We start from the raw sequence: 19,074 nt of genomic DNA on the forward strand, positions 1-19,074 counted from the left end.
TCCCAGCCCTCCCTCACGGGCGCGCGCTGTGCCGCGGGGCACCGGCCTCGACTACCGTCGGCGACATGAGCACCTCCCCGTCCCTCGCCGAACGCACCTCCCCGTCCCTCGCCGACGCCCTGGCCGCCGGCACCGTCGTCCTCGACGGCGGCATGTCCAACCAGCTCGCGGCGGCCGGGCACGACCTGAGCGACGAGCTGTGGTCGGCGCGACTGCTCGCCGAGGACCCCGAGGCGGTGACCGGGGCGCACCTCGCGTACTTCACGGCGGGCGCGGACGTGGCGATCACCGCCAGTTACCAGGCGACGTTCGAGGGCTTCGCGCGGCGCGGCATCGGCCGCACGGAGGCCGCCGGACTGCTCACGCTGAGTGTCGACCGCGCCCGCGAGGCGGCCCGGCGCGCCCGGGCGTCCCGCCCGCTGTGGGTGGCGGCCTCCGTCGGCCCGTACGGCGCGATGCTCGCGGACGGCTCCGAGTACCGCGGCCGGTACGGGCTCACCGTCTCCGAGCTGGAACGCTTCCACCGCCCCCGCATGGAGGCCCTGGCCGCCGCGGGACCCGACGTCCTGGCCCTGGAGACGGTCCCCGACACGGACGAGGCGCAGGCCCTGCTGCGCGCGCTGCGCGGCCTGGGCGTACCGGCCTGGCTGTCGTACTCGGTGGCCGGCGACCGCACCCGCGCCGGCCAGCCGCTGGAGGAGGCGTTCGCGCAGGCCGCGCGGGCGGACGAGGTGATCGCGGTCGGCGTGAACTGCTGCACCCCCGAGGACGCCGACCACGCCGTCGCCCTCGCCGCCCGCACCACCGGCAAACCGGTCGTGGTCTACCCCAACAGCGGCGAGACCTGGGACGCCGGCGCACGGGACTGGACCGGCCGGCCGACCTTCACCACCGAGCGGGTGACGGGCTGGCGGGAGTCGGGGGCACGGCTGATCGGGGGCTGCTGCCGGGTGGGACCGGAGACGATCGCGTCGATCGCGCGGACACTGCGGTCGTCGTAGCGAACTCGCACCAGACGACCTTGCCCGGCACCCGCTCCCCCACACCCCACGCGTCGGCCAGCCCGGCCACCAGCAACAACCCGCGCCCGCTCTCCCCGCAGTCGTCCTCCGGCGACGGCGGGGACACGGCGGGCACACCACGTCCGCTGTCGTGCACCTCGACGCGCACGCAGTCCGTGTACGGCAGCAGCCTCAGCAGAAAGCCCCGGCCGGGCGGTACGCCGTGCAGCAGGGCGTTGGTCGCCAGTTCACTGACGCACAGCAGCACATCGTGCGTGCGCCCGCACACGCCCCACTCCTCCAGCACCCGCCGCGCGAACGCCCGCGCACCGGGCACGGACCGGCGCTCACGACGGAAGAAACGCTCACGTGGGCACGGGACTTGAGGCAAGGGTGAAGTTTCCTGATTCACGGGACGAGAATCACGCTCCGTGGCCACGATGGAACAGTCCGCGCAGCCGTACGGCTGGACCGTACGGCTGCGCGACGGCACGCGTACGCGCGCGGGTGGGGAGTTCTGCCTCATGGGCAACACCACGACACGGAGAAACGCCTCGGCGATGAAGATGGTGGGCGCCCTGCTCGCCCTGTACCGCCAGGCCGCCGGCCACACACAGAGGTCACTGGGCGAACGGTTCGTCATCAGCGAGCAGCAGATCGCGTCGATCGAACAGGGCAGACGCCCACTGAAGCCGGACCTCGCCGAGCGCCTGGACGAACTCCTCGGCACCAAGGGCGCGTTGTCGGTCGCGCTGAGCCGCATGCCGGAGGTGGATCTGGTTCCGCTGTGGGCGGAGGAGTATCTGGATCGGGAGCGGGAGGCCGTTGCCATCTCGTGGTACGAGGCTCTCGTGGTCCCAGGTTTGCTTCAGACCGAGGCATACGCACGGGCGGTCTTCCAAAGCCGCGTCCCGGTCTATGACGAGGACGGGATCGACCAGTTGGTGGCGGCGCGCATCGAACGACAGACGATTCTCCAACGCAAGACGCCGCCCACGACCAGCTTCGTCATCTGGGAGGCCGCACTTCGCGACCGCCTGGGAGGAGAGGGGGTGCACATGGAACAACTGCGGCACCTGCGCTCGTGCGCCGATCTACCTGGCATCGCCTTGCAGATTCTGCCGCTGGGGCGCACCTCGCATGCTGGTCTCGCCGGCCCCTTCATCCTGCTGGAGACACCTGAGTATCAACGGCTTGGCTACGCCGAAACCCCTCGCGGAAGCCAGCTGATCGCGGATCCCAACGAGGTGGCGATCCTTACCCAGAAGTATGCGATGCTGCGAACGCAGGCCCTCAACGTGGAGGAGACCAAGGACCTGCTGGACCGACTTCTGGGAGAGCAATGAGCGGCACTGCACTTGTGTGGTTCAAGTCAAGCCACAGCAGCGATGAAGGCGGCGCATGCCTCGAAGTCGCCTACACATGGCGCAAGTCCAGCTACAGCGGTGATGAGGGCGGCGAGTGCCTCGAAGTCGCCACCCACCCCACCGCCATCCACATCCGCGACTCCAAGACCCCGGACGCCCCCTACCTCACCGTCACGCCGGAGAGCTGGGCGGCCTTCCTGTCCATACCGTCGGCGGGCACCGGGAAGTAGCCTCCGCCGAGGAGGACGCTCGCACGCCCACCGGCGGCGCCCGCCACGCGAAGCCGCCGGTGGGCAGCCGGTGGAGGCTATCCCGGGGTGGCCGGTTCGTCGTGCAGGGTGGTACATGACGGATACCCGGACCGCCTCACGTCCTGCGCAGGACCGGCAACTCACCACCCGACGCTCGATCGTCGCGAAGAACACCGGACTCCACGCGATGAAGTTCGCGGCAGGTGTCTGTGGGGAGTCGGCAGGGCGCGAACCGATCAGTTCAGCTGTGGCGGGACCCAGGCGTGGTGTCGAAGGATCATGCGCGTCGCCACGCGGGACGGTGTCAGCCGCATCGCCGTGTTCCGCAGCGTGACGGCCAGTGGATGGGACAGCTGCTGGCCCATGCGCCCGGCCTGCCGGGCGGCCTGCGCGACGGCTTGGCTGCGCGGCCGGCGCTCGGCGTCGTAGCGGGCGAGCGCGGCTTCGACCGTGGGCCCGGCGCCGAGGGCGGCGGCCAGAGTGACCGCGTCCTCCAGTGCCTGGCAGGCGCCCTGCCCGAGATTGGGGGTCATCGCGTGTGCCGCGTCGCCGAGCAGCGCGATCCGTCCGACCGTGTACGTGGGGAGCGGCGTGCGGAGTTCATTGACGTCGTGGTGCAGAACAGCGTCGGGCCGGGTCGCGTCGAGCAGGGCGGGGACGGGATCGTGCCAGGCGTGGAACCGTCGGCGCAGTTCGGCCAGTGGGTCGGCGAATCGCGTTCCGGCAGGGAGGCTGAGGACGGCGTGCCACTCGGCCCGCCCGTCCAGGAAGGCGATGTGCCCGAACTCCGCACCTCGGCCCCAGGTCAGTTCGAAGTCGGTGCGCAGGTCGACCGCATGCTCGGTGACGGCGCGCAGCACGGTCGAGCCGCTGTGGACGGGGCCGGGGTGGCCGGGGAAGAGACGGCTGCGCACTTTGCTGCCGATGCCGTCGGCCGCCACCACCAGATCGGCGTCCAGCACCGTGTCGCCGAAGGCGACGTGAACCGTTCCGGGGGCGGTCTGCTCGACCGAGGCCGCCTCGGAACCGATCAGCAGAGATCCGGCCGGCAGCGCGTCGCGAAGCAGCCGGTGCAAGGTGGAGCGGGGGATGCCCATGATCGGCGTGCCCACCGCCTTCTCCAGCGCCACACCGTCCATCCGGGTCAGCCAGCCACCCCGGGGCGTGCGAGTGCCGCCGCTGTACTGGCCTCGCGATGCATCTCGTACCGCTTTGCCGACGCCGAGTTCGTCCAGTGCTCGCAGGCCGTTGGCGGCCAGTGAGATGCCCGCCCCCGCGTCCTCGAGTCGGGACGCGCGCTCGACCACTGTGACGTCCCATCCGATGCGGCGCAGGCCGATCGCGGCGGCAAGCCCGCCGATGCCCCCTCCGACCACCACTGCCGTGCCGCCCATGCCGAAGCTCCGATTCTTCTACAGCTGTAGAAGGCGATCGTAACTGAGTCTCTACAGGTGTAGAAAGGGGTCATGGCTTCGGAACGACGCACACTCCTCGCGGACTCGGCCATCGACGTACTCGCCGACGAAGGGATCCGCGGCCTGACCCACCGCGCAGTCGACCGCAAAGCCGCCATGCCGCCCGGCACCACCTCGGCCTACTTCCGCACCCGAGCCGCGCTGCTCACCGCACTGGTCACACGCCTCGTCCAACTCGACCAAGCGGAACTGCACACGACGACCGAGGAACTGCCGCCCCTGCGCACCGTCGAGGAACTGGTGAACGGCATGGCACTGCTCACCCGCCGGCGACTCACCGGCGAGGGACGACGCCGCTCTCTCGCCCGCTACGCCTGCGCTGTCGAGAGCGTGCGCGACCCGGAGCTGCGCGAGATCCTCGTCCCCCGCGAGAACGCCGGCCGCGAGGCCGTTCGGCTGTTCCTCGCCGCGCACGGCGTCACGGACGTCGAGAACCGCACTCGCACCCTGCTGACCTGCCTCGACGGACTGGTCTTCGACCGGCTGGTGAGCGGCGGCGACGTACCGCGCGAGGCCCTCGAAGGCCTGGTCACCGCCGCCCTGCGTTAGGCCCCTGCTCGAACCGGCCGTCGGCCTCCGCCGCCCACGCCTCAAGGTGAAACGATCTCCGAGGCGCGCGGTCGGACCTGCGCGTAGTTCACTCCCTCCGGCCCTGTCGTCCCGTCCGACGCGGCGAAAAGAGCTGGCGCGGGCGGGGGCGCACCGTCGAGCATGAGGGCCATGACCGATGAACCCGCGCGATGGACCAAGGCGACCGTCTACCCCGACATGTGGGCCGACCCGGCGGACGACCCCCGCAACAACGACGGGCCGGGGCCCGACGGTGAACTCGCCACGCTGGAAAGCGTGTTGCGGGACTACCGCCTGACGCTGCGGATGAAGTGCGAGGGTCTGGACCCGGAGCAGTTGGCGCGGCGGTCGGTGCCGCCGTCGACCATGTCGCTGCTCGGTCTGCTGCGCCACATCGCGGAGGACGAACGGGACTGGCGCAACTGGATCAGTGACGGTGAGCCGCTGCCGAAGCTGTACGGCAGGCGGGACGGGGACTTCGACGGGGCGGTCGCCGACCAGGCCGTGGTCGACGCGGCGTACGCCGACATGGAGCGCGAACAGGCGGCGACCGACGCCGCGTTGGCCGCGCACACGGATCTGGGCGAGCGCCTGGGCAAGGAAGGCATCGCCGTCCGGGAGCTGCTGGTGCACAGGATCGAGGAGTACGCCCGGCACTGCGGCCACGCCGACCTGCTGCGCGAGTGCGTCGACGGGCGCGTGGGACAGTAGGCGGGAGCCTGCCCAGGCGCACGCTCGACCGACGACAGGGAGCGGACCACCATGCAGGCGCCAGAAGTCCGTCGTGCCACGGCCGCGGCCCTGTCGACCGCCGCCGCACTCGGCCTCACCGCCGACGAGGCGACCGTTCTGAACAACTCGAACAAGCTGACCCTGCGGCTGCTGCCGTGCGACGTCGTGGCCCGGGTCGCACCGGCGGCAGAGCAGGTAGCGCAGTTCGAGGTCGACCTCGCCCGGCACCTCGTCGCGTCCGGATGCCCGGTGGCCGCTCCCGACCCCCGGGTGGAGCCACGCGTCCACGAACGCGACGGCTTCGTGATCACCCTGTGGACCTACCACCCGCCCGTGACCCCGCACGAGGTCCCACCCGCCGATTTCGCCGCCGCTCTCGAGCGGCTGCACACCGGCATGCGCACGCTCGGCGTTGCGGCGCCGCACTTCACCGAACGGGTCGCCCGCGCGCAGGAACTCCTGGCCGACCGCGACCGCACCCCGGAACTCGCCGACCCGGACCGGGAACTGCTCGCCGAGACCCTGCGGACCGCGGGACGCCTGATCGCCGAGCGCGGCGGCACCGAGCAGTTGCTGCACGGCGAGCCGCACCCGGGCAACCTGCTCACCACGGAGCGCGGGCCGCTCTTCATCGACCTGGAGACGTGCTGCCGCGGCCCCGTCGAATTCGACCTCGCCCACGCGCCGGAGGAAGTCGGCGATCACTATCCGGACGTGGACCGGGAGTTGCTGCGCGCGTGCCGGCTGCTCGTACTGGCCATCATCACCACATGGCGCTGGGACCGCGACGACCAACTGCCCGACGGGCGCCGACTGGCCACGGAGTGGCTGGCCCGCATCCGAGCGGCTCCCGCCCACGACGGCCTCGACATCGCGACGGAGAACGCACCGGGACGGCAAAGGTGACGAAGGAGACCGAGACGACAGCTCCGGTGGAGCGACACAGCGGTGAACCGCCGATCACTGCATACCAGCGGGCCCTACGGGACCGGCTGCTCGCCGCCCCTGTCGTCCCCGCGCCCGCACCCTGGCGGCCCGTCTTCGAGGAAGCGTACGGGGCTGCTGTCGGTGGCCTGCTCGGCATCGGCTTCGCGTCGCATCCCGACAGCGGCCACGACCTGGTCGTGGTCGTCTCGCACGACGGTCACGGTCTCTTCGACGCCGTCACCGGCGAGAAGATCGCCAGGGACCGCGACCCCGATCCCGAAGACAGCACCCCCGACGCGGTCACCGACCTGACGTGCCCCGGACTGGGACCGGTCGCCGGCAGCCGGGTACGCATCGCCGGCCTCTTCGGCGGTGGGCTCCACACCACCACCGAGGACGGTTGGACCCTGGAGGCCGTCACCCCGGCCTGGCCGAACGACCGTGTGCTGCTCTCCGTCGACGGCGGCCTTCCCCACTCCGGCCCGCACGGAGAGGAGTGGTGGCACATCTTCCACTCCAGCTACTCGGAACTTCGAGCCTTCGGTTTCTCACCCTCGGGCGAGACCATCGCCGTCGCCACGAGCAGCGACGTGTCCCTGTGGACCCGCCGCCCCGAGCCGGGCAGCGGCGGCGGCGTTCGGCGCTGACCGCCCCGGCGCGGCCCGCAACAACACGAGCAACAAGGTCCGCGAGCACAGTCCGAGATGGGTCGCCACGCCGCGCTCACGAACCCATCCGAGTCACTGCGGCATCCGGCTCAAGGGCGGATTGCCTACTCCACCTCGATGCCGTAGTCCGTGACGAGTTCCTCCAGACCGCCCGTGTAGCCCTTGCCGCCGAGGACGAAGTCCCAGTCTCCATTGGACCTGCGGCGGAAGGAACCGAGTACCAGGGCGGTCTCGCCGGGCCTGCCGTCGGAGACCTCAAGTGTTCCGAGTTCGGTCATCCCCGGATCAAGAAGCCGGATACAGGCATCTGTGAAGCCGGAGAGGTCGGCGTCCGGGTTGACTTCTGGGTCGATGGCCGCCACGAGGACGAATCTGTCGGCCTCATCCGGCAACGCGTCGAAGGAGACGCAGACCGCGGCTTTGTCGGGTGCGGTGGCGGAGAGGGTGCGCACGGAGCCGTCCGGTGTCTGCGGGTTGTTGAAGAAGACGAAATGCTCGTCGCTGAGGACGCGGTTGCCGCGGCAGACGAGAGCACACACGTCGAGGGTGACGCTTCCGCTCCACGACATGCCCAGAACGTTGTAGTCGTCGGGCAGTCGAGTGTCCGGAACCGTCGGCGTCGGCTGCGCTCCGGATTGACTGCCACCATCGCCCAGGCGCCCACGGAGCCCATGGCGATGCAGCAGGTCGACAAGTTCAGAGCCTGAGATCAGTTCCAGCGGCTTGCCGTTGGCAAAGGTGTGTGAGCCAGGGCCGAACCGTGACGTCGTCACGAGGACGCCCTTGTTGGCGCCGGCGTCCTGCACGGTCCCGTACAGATCGCGCACAGCGGTGGGCGGCACCGTGTTGCGGTAGCGCTTCACCTGCACGACTATCTTGCCGCCTCGGATGGGCGTCGGATCGAGCGCGTCGACGTCCACCCCGCCGTCGTTCGAGCGCTGAGTGGTGACGGCCTGCATCCCCATGGCCCGGAAGAGATCGGCAACGAGGTTCTCGAAGGCGACCGGGTCCATCTCGTACAAGTCGGGTTCCTCGTCACTGCCATGCGTGACGACACGATTCCCGACCTCCTGCGGCCGACGGCTCGGCCGCACCGGAGTGAGTTGGTCGGGACGAGCCGCAAGCTGACCGCGCAGTGCATCGGCCAGACAGCTGCAGGCATCCACCTGCGCCAAGTGCAGGTCGCGGAACGTCGAACGCGGAGCCATGACGGTTGCCAGGTAGATGTGACCCGGCCTGCCCGTCGTAGGGTCATGACCGTCCACGAACCCGTTCAACGTCACTGACTCGAGCGCACCCGGTTCATCCGCTGCGAAGAGTTCGTGCAGGACGAGCAACATGCACTGCGCGAGAACCTCCCGGTAAAGGGCCCGACGCTGAGTGACCGGCCGAGGGCTCTCCTTGTGCTGGTCCGCCGCGTACATGTACCGAACGGATTTGGCCTCGGGGACGACGTCGTAAGCGGGCAACTCCCAATCCAGTACCAGCTGTCGGGCTGCCGAGTCGTAGGCCGCTGCCACCTGACGTGGGAAACCCTCCGGCCACGCGGTCGACGCGTAGAGAGCAGCGGAGAAGTAGTCGACCACGGCGTCGGGATCGCGGCGTCGCACTCCCTCGGTCAGCTCGACGATGTTGGCGTTGTGTCGCCGCACCTCGGCCAGCTGGGTATCGACCCACTGCTGGTACTCCCGCTGGTACGCCGCCAGCTGCTGCTGTCGCTGAGCCTCAGCCGCCTGGGCCGCGTGCCAGTCCCGCTCGAAGCGCGCCCGGGCCTCGGCCTGCGCCTGTGCTCGGCGACCAGCAGTCCAGCCGCTCTGCACTTGGTAATGATCGAAGTTCGGCATGGGCACCGGCTGCGCCAGTGGTCCTGGGGCGAACGGTTGGACCTCTTCGGGACGCATGAGGGAGGAAGCACGGAAGGCCGGAGCCTGACAACCGGCAGCGAGAAGACCTTGCAGCGAGGCAACCTGTGCGTCCAGTTCCTCAGTGCGACGTAACGCCTCCGCCTGCATGTACTCGCGGTGACTCTGGGCGGCTCGCCGTTGGTAGGCACGTGCTTGCTGTGCTTCTTGTCTCCGTCGCCTGGCATCGGCCTCAACCTGGCGCTGCTGCTGCCTCTGCATCTCAGCCCAGACGCCGACCAAGCCTTGAGAACGACGACTCATATGCTGCATGCCCTCCCCTGGCGCTCTGGTTGTCCCCACAACCAGTTGTAACGGGGTGACTCTATACAGCGACAGCGATCTCGCACATCCGCCCAGCACGAGGAAACTGCTCAGCCGCCTTGGGCGGCCAAGGACGAGGAAGTACCCGCCCAACTGCGTCGATGCGTCACACCCGCCGGGCACGCCGTGCGCGACGCGGTCTCAACCCCGGCGCAGCGCCCCGCTGCGCCGCAAGCGGCGTATCACGGAGCGGAGTTCGGGGGACGTGGCAGGACCGGTCGCCTCGGCGGGCACGGAAGGGGTCGCCCACAGGGCGAGTTCGCGGTCGCGCGGGCCGTGGACGAGGTGCGGGGTGCCGTCGCCGAAGACCTGGACCGGGTGGCGGGCGTCCCAGCGGTCCCATCCCGGTGCGCCGTCGGAGACGAACCGCACCCACGCCCCGTGCATCGCGTCGGCGAGTTCCTGGGGCGCGCCCTCGCCGGAGAGTTTGCGGGCGTCGGGCTCGTCGCCGCTGTCGAAGACGAAGCCGAGTTCCAGGGCGTGGCAGGCGCCCATGCCGGGCCGGTTGGAGGGCCAGGCGAACTCGTAGACGTACGACGGCTCGTCGCGGCCGTCGGACAGGCGGTGCAGCGGCAGGCGGAGCAGACGGTCGGTGACCATCTGGCCGACGAGTTCGGCGGTGCCGTCGGCCGGGCGCAGGGTGCGGTAGCCGCGCGGGACCTCGCTGCCGCACCGGCAGCGGGCCATCGCGCCGGCCAGGGCGAGCGGGCCGAGGCGGTCGACGCGTTCCAGCAGGCCGCCGGGGACCAGCCACAGGCGGTACTCGTCGCGGGTCCAGCCGGTGAGCAGGCCGACGCCGGGTGCCGCGCCGTCCGTGAGCGCCTCCAGCGGATCGCGGGGCACCAGGTCGCCGTCGACGACGATGCCGAAGGCGGGGCCGCCGAGGACGGGGCTGCTGAGGCGGCCCACCTCGGCCTGCGCGCGCAGGAGTTGCGCGCGGTCGACGGCGGCGAAGGCCTCGGCGGTCGCGGGCACCTTCAGACGGGTCGCCATGCGGCGGACCATCCGTCGCACCTTCTCCCGGTCGGTGGTCTCCGGCGGCCCGCTCTGCAGGACAGCCCGCCGTACCAGTCCCCGCGCCTGCGGGGCGGCGATGAGCGCGCCGGTGCTGATGGCGCCGGCGGACTGGCCGCCGAGGGTGACACGGGCGGGGTCGCCGCCGAAGGCCGTGATCGCCTCGTGGACCCAGCCCAGGGCGGCGAGTTGGTCGCGCAGGCCGGGGTTGGCGGGGGCGTCCGGGAAGAGGCCGTAGCCCTCGACGCCGAGGCGGTAGTTGACCGACACGAAGACCACGCCGTCGCGGGCGAAGGTGCGGCCGTCGTAGACGGGCACCGCGGACGAGCCCCTGGTCAGGGCGCCGCCGTGCAGCCACACGAAGACGGGGAGGCGGGCGCCGGGCGACGGGTCGGGGGTCCACACGTTCAGGTTGAGGCAGTCGTCGCCGGGCACCACCGGGTCGGACAGGTACTGCGCGAAGGCCTCGGAGTAGGGGGGTTTGGGGGCCGTGGGGCCGAAGGCGGCCGCGTCGCGCACACCGTCCCAGGGTTCGGGCGGGACGGGCGGCCGGAAGCGGCGGGGGCCGAACGGGGCCGCCGCGTACGGGATCCCCCGGAACACCGCCACGCCCCGGTCCCACCGGCCGCGTACGGCACCGTACGGGGTTCTGGTCACGGGGTTCTCTCGGCCTGCCGTCATGTGCCCACCAGCCCTTCACCGCACCGCGCTCACGCACCGGACGAACCCGCCGGTAACACAAGAGCACCGGAACAGTTACCGGTATTCCTCGGCCCGTGTGCAAGTTCTTCCCGCCCGGAGGCGGCGGATCTACAGTAGGAAGCGCTTTCTATCGCTTCCATCGGCGGAGAGGTGGGTTTCCGATGCCCCGTACGGGGAGTACGAGCACGGCGGCCGGGCCGACACTGGCGGTCGTGGCCCGTGAGGCGGGGGTGTCGGTGCCCACCGCGTCCAAGGTCGTCAACGGCCGGGACGACGTGGCCCCGGAGACCCGCCGGCGCGTCACGGAGGCCCTGGACCGGCTCGGCTACGTCAGAAGACCCCGGTTCGACGCCCGGCCGCCGCGCCTGGTGGACCTCGTGATGCACTCCCTGGAGGACTCCGCGTCGGGCGCGGTGCTGCACGGCGCCGAGCGGGCCGCGCACGACGCGGGCCTGGAGATCGTCGTCTCGACCGCCCCGGTCCGCGCTCGCGCCGAGCGCCCGGAGCGGGGCTGGCTGGACAGGATCGTGCCGCGCGGGTCGGCCGGGATCCTGTTCCACCTGGCCGGACCGAGCGAGCCGCAGTACGCGTGGCTGGAGCACCACCGCATCCCGTTCGTGCTGATCGACCCGGTGCACGAGCCGCCGCCCGGCGCCGTCTCGGTGGGCGGGGCGAACTGGCAGGGCGGCGTGACGGCCACGGAACACCTGCTGTCCCTGGGACACGAACGCATCGCCGTGGTCGCCGGGCACCGGAGCACCATGGCCGTCACCGCCCGCATCGCCGGCTACCGCTCCGCCCTCGCCGCCGCGGGCGTGCGCCACCGCCCCGAGTACGTCCGGCAGGCCGGGTCCGGCGAGGACGCCGCCCGCTGCCGCATGCGGGAACTCCTCGACCTGCCGGAGCCGCCGACGGCCGTCTTCGTCTGCTCGGACCGCATGGTGCCCGGCGTGTACGAGGCCCTGAGCGAGACGGGACTGCGCGTCCCGGACGACATGAGCGTCGTCGGCTTCGACGACCTGCCCGAGGCCCGCTGGCTCACTCCGGCCGTGACCACGGTCCGTCAGCCCCTGTCGGAGATGGCGGCGACGGCCCTGCACCTGCTCCTGCGCATGATGGACGGCAACCGCCCGGAGAGCACCCGCACGGAACTGTCGACCCGGCTGGTGGAACGGGCGAGCACGGCGGGGCCGGCACCCGGATGTCCGTGAACGTCCGTCATGTCAGGCCGGGGTGACGTACCATCGGCCGACCGTGGCGCCCTATATCACAGGGCCTGACCGATACAAGCCGTTATCGGGCCGCTCTCAGCCACCTTTCTCCCACATCACCTTCTGTCACCTCGTCCGCCCTTATGCTGCCCGCGTGACCAACGACGTGACGAGCGCCACACCGAGCGCGTCGGCAGGTGCGAACCCCCCGGACGACGCGGCGACGACGCCTCCCCCGTGGCCGCGGCGTGCGGTGCTGTGGGTGCGCGACGCCTCCAAGGGTGCCTGGCCGCTCACCCTGCTGCTCCTGGCCGATCTCGTGACCGTCCTCGGCGCGGGCGCCATCTGGCTGACGCTCGGCGGGGATCCCACGGTGGTCGGCGCGACGGCCGCGGCCCTGCTGGCCTTCGCCGCGGCCATGCTGCCGCTGCTCCGGCGCGACAGCGCCGACCGGGAACCGCCGTGGTTCCCGCCGTTCGTCCTCGTGGTCATCCCGCTGGCCGTGCTGACCGTGGGGCTGCCCGCGCTGGGCATCCGGACGTATCTGGAGAGCCGCCCCGTGGACGTGACGAACCGCGTGGAACTCGACTTCGCCCCTCCGCTGGTGGACGGCGAGACGGCCACGGCAACCGTGCGGACCGGCGACGCGAAGCCGCGGCTCGACATCGCCTTCGACGTCCTCCCGCACGATCCCGCCGCACCCGTGTGCACACCGGGCAGCGAGCTGACCGTGACGCTGCGCTCGGGCTCCGGACGGAACCAGAGCCAGACCGGCGCGCCCGGCACCGAGTTCACCTTCGGCCTGGGACGCGGAACGACCGAGGCCCGGCTGTCCGTCCAGGTGCACGCGGAACCGGGCTGCGAAGTGAAACTGGCCGTCGCCTCGGCGCGGATGGACGACTAGGAAAGCCCGGTGACCGCCATGACGCACGCTCCGCACCACCCGCGCCGCCGGCGCCCGACGGGTCACCGTCTCGCCCGTCTCACGGCGGCGGCCCTGCTGCTGCTCACCGGCGCGGCCTGCACGGGCACCGACGACGGCGACGAGGACCACCTCCACGGCACCGTCTTCATCGGCGGGAAGAACGACCAGCCGGGCTTCAACCTCAGCAAGGGGCCCACCGACCGCGGCTTCGAGGTCGACCTGGCCGCCTACCTCGGCCGGCAGATCGGCTTCACCCCGAAGTTCTACGACGTCGTCTCCTCCCAGCGGGAGCAGGAACTCGTCTCCGAGTCGTCGGCCCTCGTCATCGCCACCTACTCCATCACCCCGGAGCGGGACAGGAAGGTCGACTTCGTGGGCCCGTACTTCGTCACCAAGCAGGCCTTCCTGGTCCGCGAGGACTACCAGGGCATCAAGCGGGAGAAGGACGTCGCCGGCAAGGTGGTCTGCACGGTCGAGAACTCCACGTCGGCCATCGCTCCCCTGCCCGGCGACACGACCCCGCACCTGGAGAGCACCTACTCGACGTGCGTGCGCAAGCTGCAACAGGGCGACGTCGACGCGGTGTTCACCGACGAGGCGCTGCTCTACGGCTTCGTCGAGCAGCAGAAGAACAGCAAGGTCCCCCTCAGGGTCGTGCCCGACGTGTCGTTCGGGAACATCAACCGGTACGGCATCGGGCTGCCGCAGGGCCGGACCAGCGACTGCCGCAAGCTCCGGAAGGCGTTGCGCGGCTACCTCGCCGAGGAGTGGGCCGGCGACGTCAAGGCGCAACTGCCCGCGCTGGTCGCCGCGTACCCGGGTGACTGGGAGAACCAGTTCCGTCCCGATCCGGAGGACGTGGACACGTACTCCTCCTGCGGGGACTGATCAGCGGGCGGCGGCCCAGGTGATCCCGCCCAGCAGGTGGGCACGGAAGTCCGGGTCGTCGTAGATCTCGGCGGTGTGGCCGAGGGCCGTGTAGAAGACGCGGCCGGCGCCCTGGTCGCGGCACCAGACCAGCGGGTGGTCGTCGCCCATGCCGCCGCCGTCGTACGACGACTCGTCGGCACGGACCAGGACGCGCACGCGTCCCCGCGGGTTGGTGCGGAAGTCGTACCACTCGTCGGTGACGTGCCAGACGGCGGGCAGGTGCCGGGTCGCCGGATGGTCGTGGTCCTCGACCACGGCGCGGCCCGGCTGGAGCGCCGGGTGGCGGTCGAAGCGGGCGCCGAGCAGGTCGCCGTAGTACGGCCAGTCGTACTCCGTGCAGGCCGCGGCGTGCACGCCGACGAAACCGCCGCCCGCCTCGACGTACGCGCCGAGCCGCCGCCGGCCGGCCGGGGTGAGGACCTCGCCGCTGGTGGAGAGGAACACGACGGCGGCGTACCGGTCGAGCGGCGCCTCGAAAACGGCGGGGTCCTCGGTCGCGTCGACCCCGAGGGCACGGGAGCCGCCGAGGCCGCGCAGGGCGGCGATCCCGGCCGGAATGGAGTCGTGCCGGTAGTCGGCGGTGCGGGTGTAGACGAGGAGCGCGGGAGTGGCGGCCATGCGCCGGAGCCTATGCGAGGACGGCGGAAACCCCGGTGGCGGGAGGCCGCTGCACCGGTGCGGAGGGCCGGGAGCAGCTCCACGTCGGCCAGGTCGGCCGCTTACGATGACAGCGTCTGCGGTGGGCCGCCGCGGGAGAGGACGGGAGCCGATGAGCAGCCTTCGCCAGTTCGAGTACGCCCTGGCGGTCGCCGAGGAGGGCTCGGTGACGGCCGCGGCGGAACGGCTGCACGTCGCCCAGCCGTCGGTGTCCCAGCAGATCCGCGGCCTGGAGCGGGAACTCGGCGTGCAGTTGTTCGCCCGCACGCCGACCGGGCTGGTGCCCACGGTGGTCGGGCGTGCGTTCCTGCGGGAGGCGGAAATCGCGGTGAGCGCGTCGCGGCGGGCGCGGGCGACGGCGCGGGCGGGTGCCGACGAGCTGGTCGGCGAGCTGGTGGTCGCCGTGCAGATGGGTTTCGGCACACAGCAGTTGCCGCGCGCGCTGAGTGCGCTGCGCCGCCGTTTCCCGCGGCTGGAGGTCACCGTCTTCGAGGAGCCGAGCGCCGCCGAGCTGGAGCGGCTGTGCCGCCGGGGCGTGCTGGACTTCGCGCTGATGCCGGCGTGCGAGCGGGGCCCCGCCGGGGCCCACCACCTCGGCGACGAGGAGCTCGTCGTGGTGCTGGGCGCCGGACAGCGGCAGGCGGCCGCGGACCGGGTCGCGCTGCGCGACCTGGCGGGCGAGCCGTGGGTGCGGTTCGACCGCGACAGCGCGCTCGACGGCGTCCTGCTGAACGTGCTGCGGGACAACGGTCTGACGCCGGCCACGGCCGCCCGCGTGTCCCAGACGGCGACGGCCGTGCGCTGGGCCGCGCAGGGCCTGGGGGTGACCCTGGTACCGGCGTCGGCGGTGCCCGACGGCCACGAGCACCTCGTCCGCCCGGTGTCCCCGGCCGTGTCCCAGCCCGTCATCGCCGTGGTCCGGCAGGACGCGGGCCCGGCCGAGACGGCCCTGCTCGAACTCCTGCGCGAGGAAGAGTGGTTCGTGCCCGCTTCCTCCTCACCGGCGTCCTGACGGGCCCGGAGGGAAACGGGCGCGACCACGACCGGGGTCGCGCTGGGGAAGGAACTCCGGCATGGGCGAACACAGCGACAGGAACGTGAACATCGCGGGCCCGTTCCTCTTCTCATGAATCGGCGGCGTGCCCGGTTCCCTGATCCGTATTCGACGTACGGCATCCGAATCCCAAATGCCGGGAACGGCGTTCCGGAATTCCGTTTCCCTCACCCCCTGGGGAATTCGCCGCCGTCCACGACGAGGTTGCTGCCGGTCAGCCAGCCCGCCCGGTCGGACACCAGGAAGAGCACGGCGTGGGCGATGTCGTCGGGCTCGCCGTCGCGTCCGAGCGGCGGGGTGGCGACGGCGGCGGTCCGCCCCGAGTCCGCGCCCAGGCGCGCCCACTGCTCGCGGGTCGCCTCGCCGCCGGGGGTGGCGGTCCTGCCAGGGGTCACCGTGTTGACCCGGATGCCGAACGGGGCGAGTTCCAGCGCCAGTCCGCGACTGTAGTTCTCCAGCGCCGCCTTCGCCGCCGTGTAGTGCAGGAACGGCGGCGCCGAGGTGGGAACCGCGGCGGAGGAGACGTGCACGATCACCCCGGAGCGCCGTTCCCGCATCCCCGGCACCAGCAGCGAGTCCAGCCGGACCGCCGCCAGGTAGTTCAGGTCCAGGGCGTTCTGCCACTCCTCGTCGGGGATGGTCGAGGCACTCGGGTGCGGTCGTGCCCCGCCCGCGTTGTCGACCAGGATGTCCACCCCGCCCAGTACCTCCCGCGCGGCCTCGGCGAGCGCCTCCGCTCCGGCCCTGGTGCGCACGTCGGCCTCCACGAAGGCGGCCCCCTCGGGCACCGTGCCCGTCGCCGACCTCGCGGTGGTGAGCACCTCGGCGCCCGCGCCCAGGAGTTGACGCACGACGGCCGCCCCGATGCCGCGTGAGCCCCCCGTCACCAGGGCCCGCTTTCCCGCGAGCTCTTGCGTTCCGTTCTCGTCCTTCTCAGCCGTGGCCATGCCACCGGTCCTCTCGCATCGTGTATGTGACCGCCCGACGGAAAAGGGAAAAGGGAAAGTGACCGGGTCGCGTGCAGGAACTGCCGTTCCGAAGGAATCGCGACCCGTTTCCCGTCGAGCTGTTTTCACGCTACGTTCGCGAAAGAGCGGGAGGCAAAGACGAATTTCGAGCAGGGGGTATAGGGATGTCCTATGGCGTCACCGCCACCGCTGCCGTCCGGTTCGCGAGGGCTGCGGGGGCCGTGGTGCGGGTTCGGCCGGACGGAGCGCGGTTTTCGTGCCGGGCCCGGAGTTCAGTGGACGTCGCCGACCATGCCGAGTACCAGCGCCAGGCGCCTCTTGGGTACCGAGCCGAACTTCCGGCGGACGTTCAGGACGTAGTTGCGCGCGGTTCCGACCGTGATGCCCAGCCGGTCGGCGATCTCCACCGCGGTGAACCCCTGCGCCGCGAGCACCGCCACGTCACGCTCGCGGGGCGTGAGCCCGGCGTTCACCTGGTGGCGTTGGTTGTCCGGTACGTGGAGCAGGCCGCCGTGCAGGAAGCGGTCGCGGGCCAGGGTGGCCAGTGATCTGTCGGCTCCCGCCGTGGTGAACAGCTCGGCGGCGCGGTCGCGGGCGTGGGTCCGTTCCGTCGGGGAAGGGGCGACCCTGGCGGCGGCGTGGTAGGCGCGGCCGGCGGTGATGGGCTCGCCCATGGCGGCCAGGGCGTCCGCACCCTCGACCAGGGCGGCCCAGCCGCGCTTGCCGGCGAGGTGTCCCTCGACGACCGAACGGATCGCGGCGGCGCGCGGGGAGGGAGACCAGAACCGGGACATGGCGGCGGCCTCGTCCCGGGCCGCGTCCGGTGCGATCTCCGTCAGCGCGAGCAGGGCGTCCTCCCAGCCGAAGTGGTGCTCGGCCTCGCGTGCCTTCCGCAGGATCGGCGGCAGTCCGCGCGCCGGGCGCGGCTCGCGGCGGGCATGCCGGATGTACGCGAGGGTCGCCGCCGCGGTCGCACCGCACGGCGGCGAGGTCGCGTACGCCACCGTGACGACCGTTTCGAGGTCGTCGTACGGCAGGCGGCGGGCCGTCTCGAACGTCACCGCGGCCGCGACGGCCGTGCCGAGTTCACGGATGCCCGGCGCGGTGCCCGCCCTCGCGACCGCAGCCTGTTCCCGCGCGACGTCCAGGTGTCCGGTGCGGTGACGCACGAGCGCCTCGACCGCGGCGAACTTGTTGACCCAGGGCCCCCGGCCCACCACGCGGCCGCGCGCCACCGCCTCCAGAGCGGTCGGGTAGTCCCCGAAGTACACGCAGGTCAGAGCCCAGTTCAGATAGTTCAGCGCGGCGACCTCGCCGGTGACCGCGTCCAGGTCGGCCGGCAGCAGCGAGGCGGCCTGGCGCCAGCGACCGGGCGCGCGCTTGCGTCCCTGGTACGTCTCGCACGCGGCGAGCATGCCGGCGACCAGGGCGATGATCCACGGCTCCCCGGACCGCTTCGCCAGGGCCAGCGCCCGGCGGGCGAGTTCCCGCCGGTAGGAGGGGCTGAGGCCGGCGTCGGCGGGGAAGGACATGCGGCTGAGGGCGAGGGCCTGTCCCCCGATGTCGCCTGCCGCGGTGAACTCGAAGAGGGCCCGGGTGCCGTACTCGGCCATCGCCTTTCCCCGCGCGGCCCGTGCCTGTGCGAGGAACACCGCGCCGCGTGCGCGGGGCGTGTGGCAGGCGGCGGCCAACTCGTCGAGGAACTCCCAGGGTGCGGGGCCCGGTGCGCCCCACCGGGTGAGCAGGGACGTCATCTCGGCGAGGGCGATCCGGTCGTCGTCGGCGAGCGGCGTTCCTCCCGCGCGGGTGTCGCGCAGGATGTCGAAACCGTGGTCCGCCCGGCCACCGAGCGCGGCCGACTCGGCTCTGCGCAGCTGTTCCCGAACGGCAGTGGAGACGTTCGCGGCGAAGGACGCGTGGGACGTCCCCGGCAGGAGCGCGCGACGCGCCTCGGACACATTGTCGTTCATGGTTCAAGCGAGAATAGGTGCAGTTCTTGGATTGTCCTAGAGCCGGAACCGAGGCTTTCATTTCCGTCGACGGACCGCGGCCGTCGTACCGTTCCGAGCCGAGGACTGCCCATGAACGCATCCCGCACGCCGGTCGTGTCCGTGCTCAACGGCGCGACCGCGGCCGCGTGGCGGGCCGACTGCGGCGCACCGTCGGCCGCTCGGGCACCGACGCGCGGATCAGGAAGCGGAAGCCGACGGCCCGCCGGAGCGGCGTACTGCACGGCGCGTCGCACACCGGGCCGGCGAGCCGACTCGGCGACCGGCAGCGGCTCTTCCACGGCACGGCGTGCAGGCCGATCACCGGCGACTTCGCGACTGCGGGGCAGAGGGTCGTGATCGCCGCGGGCGCCACCCAGGTCGGACTGCTCCACCTCTGAGGCGCCCA

General features: G+C 71.7%; 18 protein-coding genes and 1 pseudogene. 12 read left to right on the plus strand and 7 right to left on the minus strand.

Features of this window, described 5'->3' with window-relative positions; genetic code table 11:
• Positions 1–65: 65 nt before the first annotated feature.
• Positions 66–1,001, plus strand: coding sequence for a homocysteine S-methyltransferase (gene mmuM, locus FGW31_RS06085; RefSeq protein ID WP_142192289.1), 936 nt, complete (start codon positions 66–68; stop codon positions 999–1,001).
• Here mmuM and FGW31_RS35515 read toward each other — a convergent pair.
• Positions 1,000–1,413, minus strand: a pseudogene (locus FGW31_RS35515) (ATP-binding protein); the annotation flags it as partial. The gene mmuM and the pseudogene FGW31_RS35515 sit on opposite strands and share 2 nt — an antisense overlap.
• Before the next feature lie 28 nt (positions 1,414–1,441).
• Between FGW31_RS35515 and FGW31_RS06095 the strand changes: the two are divergent.
• The gene (locus FGW31_RS06095; protein WP_182674487.1) at positions 1,442–2,347 is read left to right on the plus strand and encodes a helix-turn-helix domain-containing protein; all 906 of its coding nucleotides are present in this window, start codon (positions 1,442–1,444) and stop codon (positions 2,345–2,347) included.
• The gene (locus FGW31_RS06100) at positions 2,344–2,598 is read left to right on the plus strand and encodes a DUF397 domain-containing protein (RefSeq protein ID WP_142192292.1); all 255 of its coding nucleotides are present in this window, start codon (positions 2,344–2,346) and stop codon (positions 2,596–2,598) included. The genes FGW31_RS06095 and FGW31_RS06100 overlap by 4 nt, the downstream gene beginning before the upstream one ends.
• A gap of 257 nt (positions 2,599–2,855) precedes the next feature.
• On the opposite strand, the gene FGW31_RS06105 is transcribed toward FGW31_RS06100, so the two are convergent.
• A complete protein-coding gene (locus FGW31_RS06105) occupies positions 2,856–4,013 on the minus strand; it encodes an FAD-dependent monooxygenase (RefSeq protein WP_142192293.1) in 1,158 nt (385 codons plus the stop codon).
• Between the two features lie 72 nt (positions 4,014–4,085).
• On the opposite strand from FGW31_RS06105, the gene FGW31_RS06110 reads away from it, so the two are divergent.
• From FGW31_RS06110 to FGW31_RS06125, 4 genes are all read left to right on the plus strand, one after another.
• Positions 4,086–4,643, plus strand: a complete 558-nt coding sequence (locus tag FGW31_RS06110) for a TetR/AcrR family transcriptional regulator (protein WP_142192294.1) — start codon at positions 4,086–4,088, stop codon at positions 4,641–4,643.
• 171 nt (positions 4,644–4,814) lie between these two features.
• Positions 4,815–5,375, plus strand: coding sequence for a mycothiol transferase (locus tag FGW31_RS06115; RefSeq protein WP_142192295.1), 561 nt, complete (start codon positions 4,815–4,817; stop codon positions 5,373–5,375).
• Positions 5,376–5,426: 51 nt separating this feature from the next.
• A complete protein-coding gene (locus tag FGW31_RS06120; protein ID WP_142192296.1) occupies positions 5,427–6,302 on the plus strand; it encodes a phosphotransferase enzyme family protein in 876 nt (291 codons plus the stop codon).
• Complete coding sequence (locus tag FGW31_RS06125; protein ID WP_142192297.1) at positions 6,299–6,970, plus strand: hypothetical protein; 672 nt, start codon at positions 6,299–6,301, stop codon at positions 6,968–6,970. Before FGW31_RS06120 ends, FGW31_RS06125 begins: the two co-directional genes overlap by 4 nt.
• Before the next feature lie 125 nt (positions 6,971–7,095).
• On the opposite strand, the gene FGW31_RS06130 is transcribed toward FGW31_RS06125, so the two are convergent.
• Together FGW31_RS06130 and FGW31_RS06135 are read right to left on the minus strand one after the other, a co-directional pair.
• A complete protein-coding gene (locus FGW31_RS06130; RefSeq protein WP_182674540.1) occupies positions 7,096–9,156 on the minus strand; it encodes a restriction endonuclease in 2,061 nt (686 codons plus the stop codon).
• 201 nt (positions 9,157–9,357) lie between these two features.
• A complete protein-coding gene (locus FGW31_RS06135; protein WP_142192298.1) occupies positions 9,358–10,911 on the minus strand; it encodes a carboxylesterase/lipase family protein in 1,554 nt (517 codons plus the stop codon).
• Positions 10,912–11,093: 182 nt separating this feature from the next.
• Between FGW31_RS06135 and FGW31_RS06140 the strand changes: the two genes are divergently transcribed.
• The 3 genes from FGW31_RS06140 to FGW31_RS06150 all read left to right on the plus strand — a co-directional run bounded on the left by FGW31_RS06140 (position 11,094) and on the right by FGW31_RS06150 (position 13,956).
• Positions 11,094–12,143, plus strand: a complete 1,050-nt coding sequence (locus FGW31_RS06140; RefSeq protein ID WP_142192299.1) for a LacI family DNA-binding transcriptional regulator — start codon at positions 11,094–11,096, stop codon at positions 12,141–12,143.
• 154 nt (positions 12,144–12,297) lie between these two features.
• The gene (locus FGW31_RS06145) at positions 12,298–13,047 is read left to right on the plus strand and encodes a hypothetical protein (protein WP_142192300.1); all 750 of its coding nucleotides are present in this window, start codon (positions 12,298–12,300) and stop codon (positions 13,045–13,047) included.
• Positions 13,048–13,065: 18 nt separating this feature from the next.
• The gene (locus FGW31_RS06150) at positions 13,066–13,956 is read left to right on the plus strand and encodes a transporter substrate-binding domain-containing protein (RefSeq protein ID WP_233288783.1); all 891 of its coding nucleotides are present in this window, start codon (positions 13,066–13,068) and stop codon (positions 13,954–13,956) included.
• Here FGW31_RS06150 and FGW31_RS06155 read toward each other — a convergent pair whose 3' ends face one another.
• Complete coding sequence (locus FGW31_RS06155) at positions 13,957–14,616, minus strand: ThuA domain-containing protein (protein WP_142192302.1); 660 nt, start codon at positions 14,614–14,616, stop codon at positions 13,957–13,959. It abuts the gene before it with no gap.
• Positions 14,617–14,767: 151 nt separating this feature from the next.
• Between FGW31_RS06155 and FGW31_RS06160 the strand changes: the two genes are divergently transcribed.
• Positions 14,768–15,667: a LysR family transcriptional regulator gene (locus FGW31_RS06160; protein ID WP_142192303.1), complete on the plus strand. Its 900-nt coding sequence runs from the start codon at positions 14,768–14,770 to the stop codon at positions 15,665–15,667.
• A 209-nt stretch (positions 15,668–15,876) separates the two neighbouring features.
• Here FGW31_RS06160 and FGW31_RS06165 read toward each other — a convergent pair whose 3' ends face one another.
• Positions 15,877–16,656, minus strand: coding sequence for an oxidoreductase (locus FGW31_RS06165; RefSeq protein WP_142192304.1), 780 nt, complete (start codon positions 16,654–16,656; stop codon positions 15,877–15,879).
• Positions 16,657–16,949: 293 nt separating this feature from the next.
• Positions 16,950–18,647 (minus strand): helix-turn-helix transcriptional regulator, encoded by a 1,698-nt coding sequence (locus FGW31_RS06170; RefSeq protein ID WP_142192305.1) that lies wholly within the window; start codon positions 18,645–18,647, stop codon positions 16,950–16,952.
• Positions 18,648–18,814: 167 nt separating this feature from the next.
• On the opposite strand from FGW31_RS06170, the gene FGW31_RS06175 reads away from it, so the two are divergent.
• Positions 18,815–19,066, plus strand: coding sequence for a hypothetical protein (locus FGW31_RS06175; protein WP_142192306.1), 252 nt, complete (start codon positions 18,815–18,817; stop codon positions 19,064–19,066).
• Positions 19,067–19,074 lie beyond the last annotated feature (8 nt).

This window comes from Streptomyces calvus (genome assembly GCF_006782915.1).
Lineage (GTDB): Bacteria > Actinomycetota > Actinomycetes > Streptomycetales > Streptomycetaceae > Streptomyces > Streptomyces calvus.

What these genes read in the sequence shown, in the direction of transcription:
- mmuM (WP_142192289.1), top strand. Translation starts at nt 66, where the DNA reads ATGAGCACCTCCCCGTCCCTCGCCGAACGCACCTCCCCGTCCCTCGCC.
- FGW31_RS06095 (WP_182674487.1), top strand. Translation starts at nt 1,442, where the DNA reads ATGGAACAGTCCGCGCAGCCGTACGGCTGGACCGTACGGCTGCGCGAC.
- FGW31_RS06100 (WP_142192292.1), top strand. Translation starts at nt 2,344, where the DNA reads ATGAGCGGCACTGCACTTGTGTGGTTCAAGTCAAGCCACAGCAGCGAT.
- FGW31_RS06105 (WP_142192293.1), bottom strand. Translation starts at nt 4,013, where the DNA reads ATGGGCGGCACGGCAGTGGTGGTCGGAGGGGGCATCGGCGGGCTTGCC.
- FGW31_RS06110 (WP_142192294.1), top strand. Translation starts at nt 4,086, where the DNA reads ATGGCTTCGGAACGACGCACACTCCTCGCGGACTCGGCCATCGACGTA.
- FGW31_RS06115 (WP_142192295.1), top strand. Translation starts at nt 4,815, where the DNA reads ATGACCGATGAACCCGCGCGATGGACCAAGGCGACCGTCTACCCCGAC.
- FGW31_RS06120 (WP_142192296.1), top strand. Translation starts at nt 5,427, where the DNA reads ATGCAGGCGCCAGAAGTCCGTCGTGCCACGGCCGCGGCCCTGTCGACC.
- FGW31_RS06130 (WP_182674540.1), bottom strand. Translation starts at nt 9,156, where the DNA reads ATGAGTCGTCGTTCTCAAGGCTTGGTCGGCGTCTGGGCTGAGATGCAG.
- FGW31_RS06135 (WP_142192298.1), bottom strand. Translation starts at nt 10,911, where the DNA reads ATGACGGCAGGCCGAGAGAACCCCGTGACCAGAACCCCGTACGGTGCC.
- FGW31_RS06140 (WP_142192299.1), top strand. Translation starts at nt 11,094, where the DNA reads ATGCCCCGTACGGGGAGTACGAGCACGGCGGCCGGGCCGACACTGGCG.
- FGW31_RS06150 (WP_233288783.1), top strand. Translation starts at nt 13,066, where the DNA reads ATGACGCACGCTCCGCACCACCCGCGCCGCCGGCGCCCGACGGGTCAC.
- FGW31_RS06155 (WP_142192302.1), bottom strand. Translation starts at nt 14,616, where the DNA reads ATGGCCGCCACTCCCGCGCTCCTCGTCTACACCCGCACCGCCGACTAC.
- FGW31_RS06160 (WP_142192303.1), top strand. Translation starts at nt 14,768, where the DNA reads ATGAGCAGCCTTCGCCAGTTCGAGTACGCCCTGGCGGTCGCCGAGGAG.
- FGW31_RS06165 (WP_142192304.1), bottom strand. Translation starts at nt 16,656, where the DNA reads ATGGCCACGGCTGAGAAGGACGAGAACGGAACGCAAGAGCTCGCGGGA.
- FGW31_RS06170 (WP_142192305.1), bottom strand. Translation starts at nt 18,647, where the DNA reads ATGAACGACAATGTGTCCGAGGCGCGTCGCGCGCTCCTGCCGGGGACG.